This is a genomic window from Gottfriedia sp. NPDC056225, from assembly GCF_042267765.1.
GTDB lineage: Bacteria > Bacillota > Bacilli > Bacillales > Bacillaceae_G > Gottfriedia.
In genome coordinates this window covers 1-19,539 of sequence record NZ_JBHJTJ010000033.1, presented here as the reverse complement: position 1 = coordinate 19,539, position 19,539 = coordinate 1, and the positions used below count along the sequence as shown (strand labels likewise).

Here is a 19,539-nt window from a genome sequence, read left to right as displayed (position 1 = left end):
TATACATTAATGGGTTCTTTTTGGTCATATTTTTAAGAAGCACCTGCTTCTTCAAAGTCTTCTTCCAGCTCACCTACACGGTGATATTCAGCTAATACAGAGTCTTGTATTTTGCTACGAGTTGAAGAGTTAATCGGATGAGCGATATCACGGAACTCTCCATCCGGAGTACGTTTACTTGGCATTGCTACAAATAATCCGTTGTTACCATCGATTACACGAATATCATGAACGACAAATTCATGATCTAAAGTAATTGATGCAATAGCTCTCATACGACCCTCCGTGTTTACGCGGCGTAGTCTTACGTCTGTCACTTCCATCTTGTTCACCACCTTTTTCAACTTAAACCATAATTAGTAAGTTTCAACAATTATCAATAATTTCCTTCTTTTTGGAAAATTTTTTATGTAAATTATTTAATTTTTAAAAATGTTTACTAAATTTAAGGCCTCAACTAATTTATCGGAATTTTTTAATTAGTTTTTAATGAAAATAAAAAAAACCTGAAATATTTTCAGGTTTTTTTTATAAGTATATATAGTTAATTTTCATTCCAACTACTAACTTAGTCGGATATTCTTTAAATAACTGCGATGCACTCAATTTCCACTAGTACATCTTTAGGCAATCTTGCAACTTCAACGCAGCTTCTTGCAGGTTTATGTCCGTTGAAATATTCTTCATAAATAGCGTTAAAATCAACGAAAGTAGTTAAATCCTTCAAAAAGACTGTTGTTTTAATAACTTTAGATAAATCTGTACCTGCTTCTTCTAGAACGGCTTTAAGGTTCGCAAACACTTGTTTAGTTTGTTCCTCAATTCCACCTTCAACGAGATTCCCGTCTGCAGTTAATGGGATTTGTCCAGAAGTGTACAGTAAGCCATTAGCGATTATTGCTTGAGAATATGGTCCAATTGCTTTTGGTGCATTATTCGTATGAATTAATTGCATTATGTATCTTCCCCTTCTTTATTATGACAAAATAGCTTATCTATATTATGATTATAAGCTTTCAGTTTTAATAAATGATTCTTCTTGGTAATTGCCTCGTTCAACTCTTATAAGTTGTTCTCTTTCATTCACCTCAGATAATTTTACAAGCGAAATATAATCTTCAACTAATCTTTCTTCAATATTTACTGCCTCAACTAATACACCAATTCCTGCCACATTTGCCTGGAATTCCTTAAGCAAGTTTTTCATACCAGTAATCGTACCACCGGCTTTCATAAAATCATCGATAATTAATACATTTGAACCGGCCTCGATGCTTCTTTTAGCCAATGACATTGTCTGTATACGCTTTGAAGAACCAGAAACATAGTTAATACTCACAGTCGATCCTTCTGTAACTTTATTATCCTGACGAACAATTACAACTGGTACATTTAAAAAGTTTGCAACTGCATATGCTAACGGAATCCCTTTTGTTGCAATTGTCATTACGATATCAACTTTTTGATTACCGAATATTGATGCAAACATACGACCTACACTATTAACATAGTTAGGATTACTTAAAATATCTGTCATATATAAATATCCACCAGGTAATACTCGGTCTGGCTTTTGAAGTAAATCACAAAGCTCTTCAATCAATGTGTTTACTTCTTGATTACTAATACTAGGAATATACTTTACACCACCAGCCGCTCCTGGTACAGTCATCAGAGTTCCAATTCCTTGCTGTTCAAATGTCTGTTTAATGATTCCTAAATCCTCACTAACTGATGATTTAGCAGAAGCATATAATTCAGCAAAAAATGTTAATGATACTAACTGTTGTGGATGATGCAACAAATAGTGTGTCATACCTACAAGACGAGAGCTTCTTCTAATTTTCATGCAGCACCTCAAATCACGAATGTTTTATAAAAATTTTATAATAATATTCGTTTTTAATCAAGTTTTTCCCTTTCACCTAACATCCGAACAGCGTATACTTGATCGCAGAAACCTTTTAATCCGTTATAAACACGATTCATTCTAGAATCATGTCGAACTAATCCAAATACTGTAGGACCACTTCCGCTCATTAAAACAGCGTCAGCACCAAAACGTTTCATTTGGTCCTTAAGCATTGCAACTTCTGGATGTAAATGCAGTGTAACCGTTTCTAATACATTCCCTAAGGACATGCATATATCATCATAATTTTTATTTGAAATGGCACTGACCATACGGTCTACATCAGGATGTTGAACATTATCCAATTTAAGCTTTTGGTAAACAGTTGCAGTTGACACTCCTTGCGTTGGTTTCGCTAAAATTACCCAACAAGGCGGTGGTGTATCGATATGTTCGATTTTTTCTCCACGACCTGTCGCAATAGCTGTTCCACCGTACACACAAAATGATACGTCTGATCCAATTTTAGACCCTATCACTGCTAATTCATCTAAAGTACAATTTAAATTCCAAAGCTTATTTAGCCCTCTCAACACTGCAGCCGCATCTGAACTACCACCTGCTAAACCGGCAGCAACAGGTATATTTTTTGTAATAAAAATATGCGCTCCTAATTTAACTCCGAACATTTCCTTCAAAAGCATTGCAGCTTGATATGCTAAATTGCGTTGATCATCTGGCACATAACGATTATGTGATGTAACAACAATCTTATCTTCTTGAATAAGCTCTAACTCAATTCGATCTGCTAAATCAATTGTTGTCATGATCATTTTTACATCATGATAACCGTCGCCTCTCTTTCCAACAACGTCTAATGAAAGATTAATTTTCGCAGGAGCCTTCACCATTAATTTCATATTCTCACCTTCTTATGAACACTTACTTTTTTGCTATTGTATCATAATTACCTCATAAGAAAAATGTACCCCATTGAAAGTGACCAATATATTAGAATTTCTTTATGATAATTCACAAAAACCGAAGCATTTTGCTTCGGTTTTTGTGAAGATAAATTTATTTGTCGAAGTGAAGATTGTTATTGTTGCTTATTAGATAATTGTAACTCAGCTAATTCGATTGCTCTTTTAACCATGTTGCCGGCATCCTTCGCTCGAATGCCTCCCCAGCCTTCTTTTTGAACAACGTCATAGAAACCTAGATCTTTTGCAAGTTCCTCTTTAAAGCTCTGTGACATCATACTTCTTCTTCTACCCAAATAAAGCAACCCCCTTTTACTACTTCGACATTTTTAGTATGTGTAAATTTTTTAATTTTATGAATACTAATATAAAGAAAAGGGACAGTAGATAATTCTACTGTCCATTCGCCATCAGTCCACTTGTATGGTCATCACAGAAAAACAATTCAACTGTTTCTGTTAAAATATCTGCATAACTAAAAGATAAGCGTTCAAATGCGTTCTCTTCTTGATCTAATTGTACTACGAATATGGATGGATATGTTTCTGCTAATACACCGGAACGTTCTACAGTCTTTCTGCGCCCGCTGTTTGCCTTCAATGTAAGTCGTTGTCCAACATGACTATCTAAAGTATCCTTTATTTCAGATAATTTTTTTGCCATTTCATACCACCTCACTATGACAAGTATACCATCTTATGTAAACTAAGTCAAAAAAGATAAAATTATACCAACGATATAGGATACCTGTCAACGTTTTTTTACAATACCCGTCTATTATTTGTAGAAAATCGAAATTTATGTATCATAATAAAAAAAGATTTTCTACAAACGAAACAATTCATTTCGTTCATGTAGAAAATCTCTTTTCTATTCCTCATCCATTGATTGAAACGGAAGCCCAGTTCTTAGTATTCCTTTTGTTTCTACTCCTCCTAGACCTTTTTCACCCGTAATTGTATTACGTACCACTTCGTAAACATTTACCCTATCCATAAAGGATGTAAAGCTTATTTTTCCGACTACATAAACTGGATCTAAAGCGTGTATATTGACCCTAGTTGGTGAGCTTGCAAAGTTTGCTCCAGCACGTATAATCGCTTCAAAATGCGATTGGCACGCACCAGCAAAAATAACAAGCTGATCTAAGGAAGGTACTTTTTTTCTTGCTTCTTTTACAGCATCAACAAAATATCTTGAATGTCGGTATGCTTCTAAATCAGTCACAACACCTTTTGCCTTTGTATATGCGTCATGACCAGTAATAACTAAAATATCAGGACGATAATGATCTATATAATGACCGATTTTCGTCGGTAATTCTGTTTCCTTACAATAGATCCCTTCAACTGGAACGCCCATCTTATTATACATTTCAAGACATTTTTTTAAGTAAACTGGATCTCCATCAATGTGAAGAACCCGACCTGGAATTTGAAAAAGATTTACATCTGTTCGAAATCCATTAGTTGCTTGAAACCGTCTTTTCTCTTTTTGTTCTTGATTTTCTTTCTTAAACAATTTATAGTTTTCTTCAATTTGAACAGATGATCTTTTGCCTTTTTCTCGATATTCTGATTCAATAATTACTCGCAGGTCGGATAAAGGCGCATCAGCTATTAAACGAAAATCGTCACCATATAAAATAGCAGTGACTTCATCTCCGATTTGTTTTACCTCTACTACTCGAAAAACTAAGTCATATTTATAAGATGCTCGTTCTACAATATCTCCTATATTAATATTCACATGCCTTCCCCTCCAAAATTGCTTAAATACACACCACGAGTTAGCTTTCTTTTTTTAGATTATGTATGGACAAAAAAAAGGGTGAAAAGAAGCTTTATCAAACGAAACGAATTTAAACTATTACATAAAAAATAGGATTATAAACAATAGAAAAAATTGTTCATAATCCTCATCTTTTTATTTTAAATGTTTGTATAGAATATTACTTAATGTACCAAATTCTTGAATTGATAATGTTTCCCCTCTTCTAGTTCCTTCGATACCCGCTTCTAAAAGACAAGCTTCAAGAATCGATTTATCCTTCTTCAGTTGAGAGAAATTATTTAATAAATTATTATTTAACGTTTTTCTTCTTTGGGCAAAGCTCGCTCTGACTACCTCAAAAAAGAATGATTCATCTACAACCTCTGCTGCTGGTTTGTCACGTTTTATTAGCTTAATAACAGCGGAATCAACGTTTGGCTGTGGCATGAATACCGTTCTAGGTACAGTCATAACTGTTGAAGCTTGTGTATAGAACTGAATCGCAATTGATAATGATCCATAATCTTTTGTTCCTGGTTTTGCAGCGATACGATCTGCTACTTCTTTTTGTAGCATACATACAATCCCTCTAATTGGTAAACCTTCTGTTAATAGCTTCATGATAATTGGCGTTGTTACATAATATGGCAAGTTTGCGACTACCATAATATCATTCTCATTTGGTAAATATTCATTGATTGCCTTCTCAACATCCGCCTTTAATACATCTTCGTTAATGATTTGTATATTATCGTACGGTGAAAGGGTATCTTCTAAGATTGGAATTAATCTATTATCTATTTCAAAGGCTAATACTTTTTTAGCGCGTTTAGCAATCTGCTCAGTTAATGCTCCAATTCCCGGTCCAATTTCAATTGCACAACTTTCTTCTGTTAAATCTGCATAACTTACAATGTTCTCAAGTATATTTGTATCAATTAGGAAATTTTGTCCAAAGCTCTTCTTAAAGAAGAAATCGTACTTTGCTAATATCTCTTTCGTACGACTAGGAGTTGCGATATCCTTCATTACTTTTCCTCCATTAAAACTTTTTTTACTGCTTGTCCAAATTCGTCTTTTGAAATTTGAAACATTTGCAGTCTTTTCTCTAGTTGTTTTCCGTTTGTATAGCCTATATTAAGAATTTTACCAAGTTTATCTCGTCTTATGCTTGATGAAGGATGTCCAATTAATCCTGCATCGATTAAATCTTCTTTCGTAATTTCAGATTCAACTTCGATAAATTCTTGCTTAACATGAATTAAGGCATTTCGAATAGATTCTCTAGTAGCGTGCTCGATTCCTAATCCTTTTTTACCTGAACGAACAGCTTCTTCCTTTGGTAAAAATGCATGCTTACATCCTGGTACATGTTCTTTAATAATCGAACGTATTCGTTGGCCAGGATAATCGGGATCTGTAAATACAATCACTCCCCTAGTCTCCTGAGCATGCTTTATTAATTTTAAAGTATCCTTATTTATAGCAGAACCACTTGTTTCAATTGTATCTGCATCCACAGCTCTTTTAATTGCCGCTGTATCATCTTTACCTTCAACAACAATGATTTCTTTAATTTTCATTTGTTCCTCCAACCATTACAAGTATATGTAATCATACCATATGGATAAAAAAACTTCATACTCTGTTAAAAATAGTTTTAAAGAAAACTCCCGAATCGGAGAAGACAGAGTTGTAGCTGCACCTAAATTTGGAATGAACGGCAACTCTCCACTATTGCCAATCTATATTTTCTTAATATGAAAAAAAGCAGAAGGATTTATCCTTCCACTTTTCTTTTATCTTCTATATTATTTTTAAAATGATTAATGAATGATACGAATTTTTACAGTACGTCGACCAAAATTAAAACACTCATTTTTTGTAGGCATTAAAATATCAATTCTTTTCCCTTTAATTGCACCACCAGTATCACCAGCAATCGCAACACCATATCCTTCAACCCAAACTTTAGATCCTAATGGAATAACGTTTGGATCGACGGCAATTAGCTTCGTATTAGGATTTTTGCGAACATTAATACCTAAAGCTGTTGTACCTGACATACCAGCATCATAAGGCGAATATGCAGTTGCTTCAACATACATTTCTTTTACCTTACTATTTGATTTTGGAGCACTAGATTTTACTAATGCACTAGATGACGGTACAGTCTTTGTTCCAACTGCAACTACACGATCAACTGGATCCTTTAATAGAGTTTCGTCAACAAGTGTTTTAGAAACTACTTTACCATTTTCCTTAATTAATTCGAAGTTACGTTTAACAAGACCTTTTACACCTTCTGAAATGACCGAAGATTCACCTTTATGCATAGAAGAATCCTCTTTTTCTTTAACTTTAAAATCTACAGGCTCTTCCACCACATCGTTGACTTTTTCGACACGTATAACTCGAACTGTATCGTTTTGTTTGATCATTTCTCCAGCACCTGGTTCAACTCGGTCAAATTCGTTTAAAGTAATGTTCTGCTTTTCTAAAAAGTCAGCGACAGTAGTCGAAGTTGCAAAAACTTTTTTAGAAACTCCTCCGTCATTTAAAACCATAGGGAATGCTTTCTCGTAAGATACCTTACCATTTTCCTCTAACGGTGTCGAAAGTGCAGGCATTATTACATCATCAGGCTTAATATTAATATTTTGTTCTTTTAATAATTCTTTTACCGTTTGAGCAGTTGTCATAATGACTTGTTCCTGCCCGTCGATCGTAAGTTTAACAGGTTTTGCTAGATGTACTGTAATATCCATATCATCTGATATTTTCGTTTTGGCTGACGGATATACTTCATCTTCATTTGTAATTTTAAAATTTTGTTCTTTCAATAATTCAGCCACAGTACTTGCATGTGTTTGAATAACCTGTTTATTCCCGTCTACCTCAAGAGTTACTTGTTCTTTAAGTCCCTCATATGCTCCTGTACCTACTGATCCAGTGAAAACTAAAGCTCCTGCAAGTTGTACTGCTAGTTTTTTACTACTCCCAAGTCTAGAAAGTAACCTATTCGCGTCTATCACGATTTTACTCCTCCTTTTTGCCTGAGAAAAAAGATTGACTAGCTCCAAACCTATTAACTAGTGCTTCTACTCTACTGAATGTATGTTTACTAGATTTAGAAGTAGAAGAGTTTTCTTTCGACAAATTCTTCAACTCTTCATACGCGAACTGTGACGAATAATATGTATTCGTACTAGTTCATGAAATCATTTGTTAATCTGAAAAATATTACACGCATTTTCGAAAGTTATTTTTTGAACTTCCTCGACTGATATATTCTTTAAACGTGCAATTTCCTCAGCAACAAGTGATACATAGCTAGGTTCGTTTCTTTTTCCTCTATACGGATGTGGTGTTAAGTATGGACAATCCGTTTCGATTAATAGATTTTCTAACGGAATTTCTGTCGCAACTTCTTTAGGCTTTTTTGCATTTTTAAATGTAACTGGTCCTCCTAATGAAATATAGAAGTTCATATTAATACATTCTTTTGCTGTTTCCACACTTCCGCCGAAGCAGTGCATTATTCCGCCTACTTCTGATGCATTTTCTTCTTTTAAAATAGTTACAATGTCTTCTGTTGCGTCACGATTGTGAATAACAATCGGTAGTCCGCATTCTTTTGCTAATTGAATTTGTTTACGAAATACTTCTTTTTGAATTTCTTTTGGAGACTTATCCCAGTAGTAATCTAATCCTGTTTCACCAATCGCTACTACTTTTGGATGCTTTGAAAGTTCTTTAATCCAATTAAAATCTTCTTCAGTTGCATCAATCGCATCGACTGGATGCCAGCCAATTGCCGCATAAAGAAAGTCATATTTCTCAATTAATTCCATAGCCTTCGTAATTGTCGGTCGATCAAAACCAACAACTACTTGATGAACAACTCCTGCTTCAAGAGCTCTACTAATTACATCTTCAAGGTCTTCTTTGTATTGATCTGCATTTAAATGTACATGTGTATCAAAAAGCATTTTTACTTCCCCTTTGCTCATCTGAGATTTAGTCTAGCATAACCTAAAATTTCTTACCTAACGCGCAGTTAACAATTCCGTTACAAAAAGAAACAGGCAAATTTAAGTGATTTCTAATAAATTTTTAAAGGTCTTTTAAATAAATCCCATGCAATAACAGGACTTTCTGTCACTTTAAAATTAAAATCAGATAATTTTTTTAGTTTACCGCTGTAATCTATCTGTAATATTTTCTTCATATAATGACATTTTTTAACAATGTCTTGTTAATACCTGCCATAATTCAACAAAATATTATCATATTTGTGATTCCTATGATATTTTTACAATTTTCAGCATCATCCAACAATTATTTCAGTAAAATAAAACAAAAAAAGAAAAGTACTTCATGCTAGTTTTTACACGAAGTACTTTTCTTAGTAACACTATTTAATAATCGTACCGTTCGGTAATGATTGGTCAATTGTTGCAAGTGATAGTTTACCTTCAATACTTCCCGCAAGAATCATTCCTTCAGAAAGTTCGCCTCTAAGCTTTACAGGTTTTAAATTCGTTACACAAATCACTTTTTTACCAATTAAGTCTTCTGGTTTATAGTGTTCAGCTATACCTGAAACAACTTGTCTTGATTCATTTCCTAAATCTAATTGAAGTTTAAGAAGTTTTTTTGCCCCTTTTACTGAACCAGCTTCTTTTACTTCAGCAACCTTTAGTTGAACTTTGAAAAATTCATCAATTGTGATCTCTGGAATAGCTTCTTCTTCAACTTTCTCTTCTTCCACAGGTTTTACAGTACCTTGCATTTGCTCTTTAATATATGCAACTTCAACTTCTGTCTCTAAACGAGGGAAAATTGGGTCACCCTTTTGGACTTTTGTTCCTTCGCTAATTGCTCCAAACTCATTTAGGCTATCCCATGATAATATTCCTTCTTCAGTTAGTCCTAACTGAGTGAATACTTTTGTTGGTGTTTGAGTTAAGAAAGGTTTTAATAAAATTCCAACATGACGTAAAGATTCAGCTAAATGCGCCATTACAGAAGCTAGCTCTTGTACACGGCTTTCATCCTTTGCTAGCACCCATGGTTGCGTCTCATCAATATATTTATTCGTACGGCTAACAAACTGCCAAATATTTGTTAATGCAACTGAGAATTCCATGTTATCCATTGCAGCTTCCACAGATTCTTTTGTGCTCTTCGCCATTTGTTGAAGACTCTCATCAAAGTCCGTAACTGTTCCATTTACTGAAGGAATCTTTCCATTAAAATACTTTTCAATCATTGCAATTGTTCTATTTAATAAGTTACCTAAATCATTTGCTAAGTCAAAATTAATTCTGTCAACGAAACCTTCCGGCGTAAATATTCCATCTGATCCAAAAGGAACTTCGCGTAATAAGTAATATCTTAACGCATCTAAGCCATATCGGTCGATTAGTACTACTGGGTCTACAACATTCCCTTTTGACTTACTCATCTTACCGTCTTTCATTAATAACCATCCATGAGCAAATACCTTTTTAGGTAATGGTAAATCTAATGCCATTAGCATAATTGGCCAATAAATCGTATGGAAACGAACAATCTCTTTACCAACTAAGTGTACATTCGCTGGCCAATACTTTTTATAGTTTTCTTCTTGGTCTGATCCATATCCTAGTGCTGTAATATAGTTAGATAACGCATCAATCCAAACATAAATAACATGTTTAGCATTACCAGGTACTTTTACACCCCAGTCAAATGAAGTACGAGAAACAGCTAGATCCTCTAAACCTGGTTTAATGAAATTATTGATCATTTCGTTTTTTCTTGATTCAGGTTGAATAAATTCTGGGTTCTCTTCATAATACTTCAATAATCGGTCGGCATATTTACTCATTTTAAAGAAGTATGACTCTTCCTTAACTAACTCTACTGGATGGCCACTATCAGGACTCTTTCCACCAACAATTTTTCCTTCTTCATTATGAATAGGATCAACTATCTGTGTCTCAGTATAGAATGTCTCATCTGGAACTGAATACCATCCTTCGTACTCGTCCAAATAAATATCACCTTGATCAAGTAATTGTTTGAAAATCTTTTCAACAACTTCTTTATGTCTGTTTTCTGTTGTACGAATAAAATCGTCGTATGAGATATCTAATTTGGTCCAAAGGTCTTTAATACCAACAACAATATTATCCAAGTATTCTTGAGGCGATACATTTAACTCCTCAGCTTTACGTTGAATTTTTTGACCATGTTCATCTGTACCCGTTAAATAAAAAACATCGAAGCCTTGAAGTCTTTTATATCTAGCCATTGCATCCCCAGCAACAGTTGTATACGCATGACCTATATGTAGTTTTCCGCTCGGATAATAAATTGGGGTTGTAATATAAAAAGTTTTATTACTCATTTACCAATACTCCTCCTTCAAAAATTTCTAAATATTGACACTAAATTATTCGCATGATTTTGCATTTCATTATAAAATGAAAAATGAGTTATCTGCATATTCCATCTACTATTACAACTTCACACTTATTTTACAAGTTAAATTTTACACAATAGTAACATCTATTTCTATTATTTCTCTTAAATATACATATATTTTCTCGTTTATTAGCCCATTTAGTTAGAGTAGTTCCAAAACAATCTAATCATTTAATTTTTATAAACAATTAATAGGAGGATTAATGATGAAATCTACAGGAATTGTCCGTAAGGTAGACGAGCTTGGTCGCGTAGTAATCCCAATTGAACTTAGAAGAACATTAAACATCACTGAAAGAGACACACTTGAAATATTTGTTCAAGATGATCGAATTATCCTAAAAAAATATGAGCCTAATATGACTTGTATGATGACTGGAGAAATATCTAAAAATAATCTTGAGGTTGCTGATGGCAAAATTGTATTAAGTAAAAAAGGAGCAGAGCTCTTAAAATTCGAAATTGAACAATTTATAGCTGATCATAATTAAACAAAATAGGCTGCCCGTTTAAATTGCATTCTTTAGCTAATCAATTAATTAAAATCATGATTAGAGAATTTCACATTTAAATACGGCAGCCTAACTTTATATTTATTAAATTTCGTGATATTCTGCATAAACATCTCTTTTATTTAATGAGCGATCTTTTGCCACAAGTTTTATTGCATCTTTACTTTTTTCCTTTTTCTCATTTATGTACCAATCAACATGTTGGTTTATAGTCAGTTCTTCCCACCAACAGTCCTCACTATTTTTCACGTCTTCCTCGGAGGCACCTTCTAAAATAACAACAAACTCTCCACGTACTTCTTCATTAGTTGACCACTCAATTGCATCACTAACGGTTCCACGCAAAAATTCTTCAAATTTCTTTGTAAGTTCTCTGCAAAGTACAATTTTTCTGTCACCTAGTATTTCGAGAATGACTTGTAATGTTTCTTTTAACCGATGTGGTGACTCATATAGAATGACTGTACTTCGTTGACCTTTTAGCGGTTCAAGTTGTTTTTTCTTATCTCTTTTTTGGCGCGATAAGAATCCTATATATAAAAATGAATCTGTAGGGAGTCCAGATGAAATTAAGGAAGTTAAAGCAGCATTTGCACCTGGTAAAGGTATAACGGATATTCCTGCATCTAAACAAAGCTGTACAAGCTCATAGCCTGGATCGTTAATACATGGCATACCTGCGTCACTAACTAACCCAACTTTCAACCCTTGTTTTAGATCTTCAATGATTTTTAATCCTGCTTTTTCTTTGTTATGTTCATGATAGCTTACTAATGGTGTAGAAATTTCAAAGTGATTACAGAGCTTTTTAGAGTTCCGAGTATCTTCCGCTGCAATATAATCTACTTCTTTTAGTATTCGTACTGCCCTAAACGTCATATCTTCTAAATTACCAATAGGAGTTGGTATTAAATAAAGACAGCCTAATTCTTCATTTAAAAAGCTCTTTTGGCTTTTTATCATTGCACGTTCCTTCTCTCATATATCGTACTTTATTTTCTCTTGATAATTGCTTAAATGCATATTCAGCTTGCATTGCTTCTCGCTTAGTTGAGTACTCCTTAAAAAATATGCATTTTACAGGTACTCTGCCTCTAGTATACTTTGCACCTTTTCCATCATTATGTTGCTTAATTCTACGCTCAATATTAGTCGTATAGCCTGCATAAAAGGTTGCATCAGCGCATTCTAACACATATAAATAATGCTTATTTTCCATATAGAATTTCCTTTAGTGCTGGCGTGTACTCATTATTTTCCTCATATACATAAATCGGTGGCAAAATCTTTAGGTCTGCTTTGCCTCCTTTTATTCCTTCTATTAGAAGTGTATTTGCTTCCTTCCCTACTTTCGGATAGACGAATTGAATTCTCTTCGGTTCAATGCCGTGCTTTCGCATCAAAGTAACAATATCCAGCATTCGACCCGGACGATGAACCATCGCTAATTTTCCTCCATGCTTCAAAAGCAGCTTGCTTGCAATGATTACTTCTTCTAAATTCGTTTTGATTTCATGTCTCGCGATTGCATAATGCTCATTAATATTCTGTTCAGATGTAGGAATATCTTGAAAATATGGTGGATTACACGTAACAACATCCACGAATTCTCTACCGATTTTGTCTGGTGCATTTTTTAAATCGTCATGGATCATTAATATTTTTTCTTCTAGCTTGTTGTATTCAATACTTCTTTTAGCCATATCGTACAATCGTTCTTGTATTTCTACCCCAATAATATTTGCCTTTGATCTTCGATGTAGCATCAAAGGAATAACGCCATTTCCAGAGCACAAGTCAACAATTGTGCCTTTTTGAATTGGAACATATGTAAAGTTTGATAAAAGAACCGCATCTAATGAAAATGAAAAAACTGAAGGACTTTGAATAATCCTCATATCATCAGTTAATAAGTAATCTAAACGTTCGTCACCTTTAAGCATATTTTTTTCCTTTCAATATATCTCAGGCATTATTTATCTCTTATCATTGCCTAATTGCCATTTAATTAACTAAGATTGCATAAAAAGAAGCTATTACCATTGGAATTACGCCAAATTACCTTTCAATCCAGCTCACATAATAGCCGTTATTAAGGTAATCGTTCGCTTCTTAGGGAATAGCCTACCGTTACTTTTTATCAAAGAAGGATAAACAAAACAGACAGTCTTCACCATGACGTACGCTTCCATAATGTAGATTACAAATATGGAAACCTTCTTGGTAAAGTCTCGCTAGGTTATCGTAGCCTTCACCAAGATCCTTATCCTTTTGTACCTTTTTCTTCTTTGAATCTTTTATTTGTTCTTTTTCTTCTACACGCTTTTCTAGACCTAATCGTTCACGTAAGTGGTCATTTTCAATTTTCGTATAGTGGTTTTCTTCTAGAAGCTCAGCAATATATTGTTTTAAGTCACTAAGCTGTGTTGATAAATCTTGAATTTGTTCTTCCATATTGGAAAGAGATAAGAATATATTCTTCTTGTCCAATCTTACCACCTCTTAATCTGTGGTTTGTATTGACACAACTCCCTCATGAATTAAATCATCCAGGGTATACTCCACAACGCGTTCTTTTTTGATCAATTCTACTTGAATAACTCGTTCTAGGATGTTCAATCCTACTACCTTTCCAGGTCCTTCTGTTGTTTCAATGATATCCTCTAAGTCTGGAAGTTGCTCCTTTGCAGCCTCATATTCATCATTTTCATATTTTAAGCAGCACATTAGGCGGCCACAAAGTCCTGAAATTTTTGCTGGGTTAAGGGAAAGATTTTGATCTTTAGCCATTTTTATAGATACAGGTTCAAAATCACCTAAAAATGTAGAACAACACAACATTCTACCACAAGGGCCTATTCCACCAAGCATTTTTGCTTCATCTCGTACACCTATTTGTCTTAATTCAATTCGAGTACGAAATACTGCAGCTAAATCCTTAACTAATTCTCTAAAGTCTATTCTACCATCTGCTGTAAAATAAAAGATGACTTTATTTCGGTCAAACGTATATTCGACATCAACTAATTTCATATCTAGTTCATGTTGCATAACTTTACTAGAACAAACCTCATAAGCTTCTTTAGCTGAATGTTTATTCTCTTCTACAATCATACGATCATGCTCATCAGCTAATCGCATAACTTTCTTTAATGGAAGGACTACGTCATTTTCTCCGACCTTTTTATTTGGAACAACTACTTTTCCAAATTCAATCCCTCTCACCGTCTCAACGATGACAAATGTATCTTTAGGGATTGCTAATCCATTTGGGTCGAAATAATAGATTTTACCTGCTTTTTTAAAACGTACTCCGACTACTTCGTACACAATCTACAATCCCTCCTGTAGCTCTATAGTCATTTGCTCTAAAACCATTAACATATTTGCGTTTGATGTTAGTCGTTTTTTAGCATCAAGAATGATCTCTAAACAAGTAGTTATTTTCTCTAATGAAATGCGGTTTATTGCTTGTCTCATTAATGATTCTTCATTTTTAAAAACAACGTTTTGATCTTGTTCAGCATATATATATAGCATATCTTTAAAGGCTAATACAAGCATATCAAGCACCATTTGTAACTGTTCCTTCGTATTGAAATGACGAGTCACATTTTGTTGTATAATCAAAAGACTATCTTTTTTCGTCGTTAATAATGCTTCATATAATTCTATCACTAAATCTCTAGCTTGTGCAAACCATTCTTCTTCAACAATTTGAACTGCCTCAGTTTCACTGTTTGTGATTCTTGCTAATAAAGGGATTAAATTTGATTGTAGTTCTATTTTTGTTAAATGTTCCTCAAAATACTTTGTTGGCAGTGGATTAAAATGAATTGATTGGCATCTAGATTGTATTGTTGGCAAAATTTGTTGTACTTGCTCAGTTAATAAAAACGCGGTTGTAATTGAAACAGGCTCCTCTAAAAATTTTAATAATGAATTTGCTGCATTCGTAGTCATTCGATCAGCGTGGTCTATTATATAAATTTTTCGATTCGATTCAACAGCAGTTTTAGAGAATTCCTCTTGTAGTTGTTGAATTTGATGTTTTTTTATAGAGGTTTCCTCGGGTTCGATTAAGTAAACATTCGGGTGATTACCGGAATCGACACGCTTACAATTACGACAAGTTCCACAAGGTGTAGCGTCACTTACATTCTCACATAGTAATACTTTTGTGTAATATAATGCAAGTTCTCGTTTGCCAGTTCCTCTTGGGCCCTCAAATAAGTAAGCATGAGCCACTCTGTTCTTAATAACAGCATTTTTTAACATTTTTTTAGCAACTGGCTGACGCTCGGTTAATTCCTCCCAAGATGTGCTCATGTTTACACCTTCTCATATCTATAAATTGAATAAAAACGCTTCTTTGTTTCCGACTGTTTCGTGTTCTAAATTACTTAACTATAATCTTATAAATACAATTTATTAAGTTCATATACAAGTTCCAGTAAATTTACAAAACTTATTCTCATTCTATTATACCAGTTCATTAAATTTATTGGTCATGGAATCAACTCTTGTTAATAATTAAATTTGTTCAATCTTTTCTAAAATGACTTCTAAAGTGTCTTTGAATACTTGATCGATTGAGTTAGATGCATCAACTTTTTTGAAGCGTCCTGGTTCCCTTTTCATTATTTCAGCATATCCGCTTTGAACCTTTAAATGAAAATCTAGCTCTTCTAAATCGAGTCGATTGACTTCTCTCTCATTCGCTTGGTGAACTCTATTCAGTCCAACTTTGGGATCTAAATCAAAATAAATTGTTAAATCCGGCATTAATCCATCGATTGCAAACTGATTTATATTATAAATTTCATCTATACCGATCCCTCTGCCGACTCCTTGATATGCAAGTGAGCTATCTAAGAATCGGTCACATAATACAATTTTTCCTTCTTCTAATGCCGGAATTACCTTTTCCGCCAAATGTTGTCTCCTCGCTGCGGCGTATAACAATGCCTCCGTACGCTTATCCATTTCAACATTTTCAGTGTTTAAAATAATATTTCTTATACTTTCAGCTATTCGGATTCCACCAGGTTCACGAGTAGATATAAAATTTACGCCCTTATTTCGAAGTTCTTCTGACACCATATTAATAATTGTTGTTTTACCAGCACCCTCTGGTCCCTCAAATGTAATAAATAAAGATTTCAACCTATTTCCTCCTAAATCAATACTTCAATTTGTAAATTTTTATTTTCAATTAAGTTATGGATTGTCATTCCATATTGATGTATATCGTGAATATAATCAACATGCTTAGTAGTGATCAGTTCACCTTTTAATAAAATTGGTACTCCTGGTGGATATGGAACAATATTTTCTGCCGAAATATCTCCAACAGAATCTGCCAAATCTTTTACCATCTTTCTTTTTTTCTTTAAACCCGAGTAACTATAAGAAACTGTACTAGAAAAATTAGGTACGGTAAGCTTAGGCACTTTATTTTCAATAAAATCTATATCATCAATTGCTTTTTTTATACGACTAATCAGACCACTAAAATCATATTTTTCATCTAGAGGTAAAATAAATAGAACATGTCCCCAATCTGAAAGTTCCGTATAGATCCCCTCAGTTTCAAATAGATCCTGTAATTGCTTACCGGTATGTCCTTTTTCGCTTTTTACGATTAATTTTAATAGATCCTGCTTATAGTTTAAATGATCTGTAGTAACAATGTTTAAACCAGCTAAATCTTTTACCTCTTCAATAAACTGTTCAATTTTCTTCTTAAGATCTATCACTTTACTAGAAGAAAATGTTTCGACAAAGTTCCTTGCGTAGTCTAAAGAAGCCATAATCGGATAAGAAGGGCTACTGCTTTGTAGCATTCTCAGCATTTCTTTTATCTTTTCTTTACGAACCAAATTTGATTTTATGTGTAGATATGAGCCCATTGTCATTGCAGGTAAGGTTTTATGGGCTGACTGTATGACGATATCCGCACCCATAGAAAGCGCGTCTTCCGGAAATGGCGCCCCAATGATAAAATGTGCTCCATGGGCTTCATCAACTATTGTAGGGATTCCCATACTATGGGCGAATTCAATTATATTTCCTAAAGACTGAGACATTCCATAGTAGTTAGGATTCGTTAAAATCATTGCCTTTGCATTAGGATAGTCTTTTATTACTTCCAGTGATTGTTCAATGTTAATCCCAAGCGGTTGTCCTAACTCTTCATCAATATCTAAAGGCAAGAATATCGGCTTTGCTCCAGCAAGTAATAGACCATGAAAAATCGATTTATGACAATTACGTTGAACAAATACTTCCTCATTTTCACTACATAAAGCTAAAATAGCGGCTAAATTACCTACAGTTGATCCATTCACCAAAAAGAAACTTTCTTCTGCATTATATACTTTGGCTAAAATGTTTTGAGCCTCACTAATCGCCTCTGAAGGATAATGTAAGTCATCTAGTCCATTTAATTCTGTCACATCATAACTTAATATACTTGGTAATTCTAAATCCTTTATGTATGTATGCTTTCCATTTTTATGTCCTGGTACATGTAGAGATATTGTTTCTTTATTAACAAACTCTCTCAGTGCATTTAGTAATGGCATTTTATTCATGATTAACGCTTCCTTTGATTACACAAGTTATTTGCATATCGTTATATTAGTATATTTTTTTAGTGATAATTTTAAATAAAAATAATCAAAATGCTGTCCAACATTTAAAGACAATCGATTGATTCCAAACTACTTCTCGCAGCACTTAATTACTAAGTTTTAATAAATAAGCAATATAAAAACCGATTACATTTACAAGCTCTCTCCATTACTTAAAAAGTCTAGTCACTTAAGAGTGACCAACAAGTAATTTATTATGGCAGAGGTCCTTGTATACAGTAATCGGTCCTTCATTTTATACTTTATTTTATCTTACAACAACTTATAAAACTACTATCTTTATGTTAATCTTTAAGTTGCAATTTCTTCTTTCACCGTAATAATACTTCTTAACTTCTCTACAAAGGAATTGTATAGAGGTGCATCTGTTTCTGTTGTTACGATTTTCTTTTCACATTCTTCACATACAAATGCCTCGATAATATGAATTCCTTGCTCCTTTTTCTCTTCACAAACTATACACTTTGAAGATTTCATTGTATTTCCTCCTCTAAATATAGTTACGACTAAATTTTCATATTGATTAAACAATTTCATTTATTATTTAGTTTTGCAAATTAAAAACTTTTTATACAATTTAGTGCCTATTTTTTTGTAATATATGAAAATAATTCTAATTTTGTGCTTTACTAAAAAAGATTTTTTCCTAGATTTTACAGTTTTCTCTTTAAACCACTAAAAAAGGACTACAAGTAAATGTAGTCTCAGTGTATAGACAAAGTCCATAAAACTTGATTTTTGGGCGCTCGCGCTTACATTTGAGTCGTAAAGCCTTATTAGAAGAAATATTGCTCTGAACAGTAATGAGAAAAGCTAAAAAAAAGCGATCCTTTAGCGAGCACTCTTGAATTTCGAATAAATGCAGTCATTTTCGTATATAAGTAACTCTTGAAAAAGCTGAAACTAAAAAAGGTGTTATCATTCATAATTCATCAGCCACTCCTTTACTTGCTTATACTATTTCAAATACATTTAGTATGGTGTGTTCTCTTGGTAGCGTGACCTGCCAAATTTAAATATCCATTATAATATGATTTACTTTCCTTTTACTCATCTTGATTTATGTCTTTGGTATCCGGCAAGCAGAATTTGATAAGTCTTATTAAAGGAAAACTATTAAACTCTACAATTTAATCGAAATTAAGGATACATGATTACATACAAAAAAACATCAGCCAAATAGCTGATGTTTTTTTTTAACCAGGCGACGTTCTACTCTCACAGGGGGAAACCCCCAACTACCATCGACGCAAAAGAGCTTAACTGCCGTGTTCGGTATGGGAACGGGT

22 protein-coding genes and 1 rRNA gene are annotated in these 19,539 nt (G+C 33.6%); 1 reads left to right on the top strand and 22 read right to left on the bottom strand.

The window, feature by feature from the left end; translation table 11 throughout:
* Positions 1-32: 32 nt before the first annotated feature.
* From spoVG to metG, 12 genes are all read right to left on the bottom strand, one after another.
* Positions 33-323 (bottom strand): septation regulator SpoVG, encoded by a 291-nt coding sequence (gene spoVG / locus ACFCYN_RS18280; RefSeq protein ID WP_056474486.1) that lies wholly within the window; start codon positions 321-323, stop codon positions 33-35.
* 260 nt (positions 324-583) lie between these two features.
* Positions 584-955 (bottom strand): RidA family protein, encoded by a 372-nt coding sequence (locus ACFCYN_RS18275; protein ID WP_098117900.1) that lies wholly within the window; start codon positions 953-955, stop codon positions 584-586.
* A 51-nt stretch (positions 956-1,006) separates the two neighbouring features.
* Complete coding sequence (purR, locus tag ACFCYN_RS18270) at positions 1,007-1,849, bottom strand: pur operon repressor (protein ID WP_172446596.1); 843 nt, start codon at positions 1,847-1,849, stop codon at positions 1,007-1,009.
* Between the two features lie 53 nt (positions 1,850-1,902).
* On the bottom strand, positions 1,903-2,772 hold the full coding sequence (gene ispE, locus ACFCYN_RS18265) for a 4-(cytidine 5'-diphospho)-2-C-methyl-D-erythritol kinase (RefSeq protein WP_098171388.1): 870 nt from the start codon (positions 2,770-2,772) through the stop codon (positions 1,903-1,905).
* 179 nt (positions 2,773-2,951) lie between these two features.
* On the bottom strand, positions 2,952-3,131 hold the full coding sequence (locus tag ACFCYN_RS18260) for a small, acid-soluble spore protein, alpha/beta type (RefSeq protein WP_098117897.1): 180 nt from the start codon (positions 3,129-3,131) through the stop codon (positions 2,952-2,954).
* 97 nt (positions 3,132-3,228) lie between these two features.
* A complete protein-coding gene (gene veg / locus ACFCYN_RS18255) occupies positions 3,229-3,498 on the bottom strand; it encodes a biofilm formation stimulator Veg (protein ID WP_069033953.1) in 270 nt (89 codons plus the stop codon).
* A gap of 207 nt (positions 3,499-3,705) precedes the next feature.
* Positions 3,706-4,584 (bottom strand): sporulation peptidase YabG, encoded by an 879-nt coding sequence (gene yabG / locus ACFCYN_RS18250; RefSeq protein WP_375950843.1) that lies wholly within the window; start codon positions 4,582-4,584, stop codon positions 3,706-3,708.
* A 177-nt stretch (positions 4,585-4,761) separates the two neighbouring features.
* Entirely contained in the window at positions 4,762-5,637 is an 876-nt protein-coding gene (gene rsmA / locus ACFCYN_RS18245) for a 16S rRNA (adenine(1518)-N(6)/adenine(1519)-N(6))-dimethyltransferase RsmA (protein WP_375950841.1), read from the bottom strand.
* Positions 5,637-6,191, bottom strand: coding sequence for a ribonuclease M5 (gene rnmV / locus ACFCYN_RS18240; protein ID WP_098117894.1), 555 nt, complete (start codon positions 6,189-6,191; stop codon positions 5,637-5,639). The genes rsmA and rnmV overlap by 1 nt, the downstream gene beginning before the upstream one ends.
* 243 nt (positions 6,192-6,434) lie before the next feature.
* Positions 6,435-7,643 (bottom strand): ubiquitin-like domain-containing protein, encoded by a 1,209-nt coding sequence (locus ACFCYN_RS18235; RefSeq protein ID WP_375950839.1) that lies wholly within the window; start codon positions 7,641-7,643, stop codon positions 6,435-6,437.
* A 186-nt stretch (positions 7,644-7,829) separates the two neighbouring features.
* Positions 7,830-8,600, bottom strand: a complete 771-nt coding sequence (locus tag ACFCYN_RS18230) for a TatD family hydrolase (RefSeq protein WP_172446592.1) — start codon at positions 8,598-8,600, stop codon at positions 7,830-7,832.
* Positions 8,601-9,025: 425 nt separating this feature from the next.
* Positions 9,026-11,005 (bottom strand): methionine--tRNA ligase, encoded by a 1,980-nt coding sequence (gene metG / locus ACFCYN_RS18225; RefSeq protein ID WP_375950837.1) that lies wholly within the window; start codon positions 11,003-11,005, stop codon positions 9,026-9,028.
* 283 nt (positions 11,006-11,288) lie between these two features.
* On the opposite strand from metG, the gene ACFCYN_RS18220 reads away from it, so the two are divergent.
* Complete coding sequence (locus ACFCYN_RS18220) at positions 11,289-11,573, top strand: transition state genes transcriptional regulator AbrB (protein WP_098171383.1); 285 nt, start codon at positions 11,289-11,291, stop codon at positions 11,571-11,573.
* A 105-nt stretch (positions 11,574-11,678) separates the two neighbouring features.
* Here ACFCYN_RS18220 and rsmI read toward each other — a convergent pair whose 3' ends face one another.
* From rsmI to rrf, 10 genes are all read right to left on the bottom strand, one after another.
* The gene (gene rsmI / locus ACFCYN_RS18215) at positions 11,679-12,554 is read right to left on the bottom strand and encodes a 16S rRNA (cytidine(1402)-2'-O)-methyltransferase (protein WP_172447755.1); all 876 of its coding nucleotides are present in this window, start codon (positions 12,552-12,554) and stop codon (positions 11,679-11,681) included.
* Positions 12,526-12,813, bottom strand: coding sequence for a GIY-YIG nuclease family protein (locus ACFCYN_RS18210; protein WP_098117889.1), 288 nt, complete (start codon positions 12,811-12,813; stop codon positions 12,526-12,528). The genes rsmI and ACFCYN_RS18210 overlap by 29 nt, the downstream gene beginning before the upstream one ends.
* Entirely contained in the window at positions 12,803-13,537 is a 735-nt protein-coding gene (locus ACFCYN_RS18205) for a tRNA1(Val) (adenine(37)-N6)-methyltransferase (protein WP_172446590.1), read from the bottom strand. The genes ACFCYN_RS18210 and ACFCYN_RS18205 overlap by 11 nt, the downstream gene beginning before the upstream one ends.
* A 187-nt stretch (positions 13,538-13,724) precedes the next feature.
* Positions 13,725-14,084: a DNA replication initiation control protein YabA gene (gene yabA, locus ACFCYN_RS18200; RefSeq protein ID WP_142317352.1), complete on the bottom strand. Its 360-nt coding sequence runs from the start codon at positions 14,082-14,084 to the stop codon at positions 13,725-13,727.
* 12 nt (positions 14,085-14,096) lie between these two features.
* Complete coding sequence (locus ACFCYN_RS18195) at positions 14,097-14,924, bottom strand: PSP1 domain-containing protein (protein WP_172446589.1); 828 nt, start codon at positions 14,922-14,924, stop codon at positions 14,097-14,099.
* 3 nt (positions 14,925-14,927) lie between these two features.
* Positions 14,928-15,923, bottom strand: a complete 996-nt coding sequence (gene holB / locus ACFCYN_RS18190; protein WP_375950835.1) for a DNA polymerase III subunit delta' — start codon at positions 15,921-15,923, stop codon at positions 14,928-14,930.
* Positions 15,924-16,127: 204 nt separating this feature from the next.
* Positions 16,128-16,760, bottom strand: a complete 633-nt coding sequence (tmk, locus tag ACFCYN_RS18185) for a dTMP kinase (RefSeq protein ID WP_172446587.1) — start codon at positions 16,758-16,760, stop codon at positions 16,128-16,130.
* 11 nt (positions 16,761-16,771) lie between these two features.
* On the bottom strand, positions 16,772-18,190 hold the full coding sequence (locus tag ACFCYN_RS18180) for an aminotransferase class I/II-fold pyridoxal phosphate-dependent enzyme (protein WP_375950832.1): 1,419 nt from the start codon (positions 18,188-18,190) through the stop codon (positions 16,772-16,774).
* A gap of 351 nt (positions 18,191-18,541) precedes the next feature.
* Positions 18,542-18,727, bottom strand: coding sequence for a sigma factor G inhibitor Gin (locus tag ACFCYN_RS18175; RefSeq protein WP_375950830.1), 186 nt, complete (start codon positions 18,725-18,727; stop codon positions 18,542-18,544).
* Between the two features lie 722 nt (positions 18,728-19,449).
* Positions 19,450-19,539, bottom strand: a 5S ribosomal RNA gene (gene rrf, locus ACFCYN_RS18170); the annotation flags it as partial.

Coding starts and splice junctions, on each gene's coding strand:
- ACFCYN_RS18275 (WP_098117900.1), bottom strand. CDS start 955: ATGCAATTAATTCATACGAATAATGCACCAAAAGCAATTGGACCATAT.
- purR (WP_172446596.1), bottom strand. CDS start 1,849: ATGAAAATTAGAAGAAGCTCTCGTCTTGTAGGTATGACACACTATTTG.
- rnmV (WP_098117894.1), bottom strand. CDS start 6,191: ATGAAAATTAAAGAAATCATTGTTGTTGAAGGTAAAGATGATACAGCG.
- ACFCYN_RS18220 (WP_098171383.1), top strand. CDS start 11,289: ATGAAATCTACAGGAATTGTCCGTAAGGTAGACGAGCTTGGTCGCGTA.
- ACFCYN_RS18180 (WP_375950832.1), bottom strand. CDS start 18,190: ATGAATAAAATGCCATTACTAAATGCACTGAGAGAGTTTGTTAATAAA.
- spoVG (WP_056474486.1), bottom strand. CDS start 323: ATGGAAGTGACAGACGTAAGACTACGCCGCGTAAACACGGAGGGTCGT.
- ACFCYN_RS18175 (WP_375950830.1), bottom strand. CDS start 18,727: ATGAAATCTTCAAAGTGTATAGTTTGTGAAGAGAAAAAGGAGCAAGGA.
- veg (WP_069033953.1), bottom strand. CDS start 3,498: ATGGCAAAAAAATTATCTGAAATAAAGGATACTTTAGATAGTCATGTT.
- ACFCYN_RS18230 (WP_172446592.1), bottom strand. CDS start 8,600: ATGCTTTTTGATACACATGTACATTTAAATGCAGATCAATACAAAGAA.
- holB (WP_375950835.1), bottom strand. CDS start 15,923: ATGAGCACATCTTGGGAGGAATTAACCGAGCGTCAGCCAGTTGCTAAA.
- rsmA (WP_375950841.1), bottom strand. CDS start 5,637: ATGAAGGATATCGCAACTCCTAGTCGTACGAAAGAGATATTAGCAAAG.
- ACFCYN_RS18210 (WP_098117889.1), bottom strand. CDS start 12,813: ATGGAAAATAAGCATTATTTATATGTGTTAGAATGCGCTGATGCAACC.
- ispE (WP_098171388.1), bottom strand. CDS start 2,772: ATGAAATTAATGGTGAAGGCTCCTGCGAAAATTAATCTTTCATTAGAC.
- metG (WP_375950837.1), bottom strand. CDS start 11,005: ATGAGTAATAAAACTTTTTATATTACAACCCCAATTTATTATCCGAGC.
- ACFCYN_RS18205 (WP_172446590.1), bottom strand. CDS start 13,537: ATGCTTAAAGGTGACGAACGTTTAGATTACTTATTAACTGATGATATG.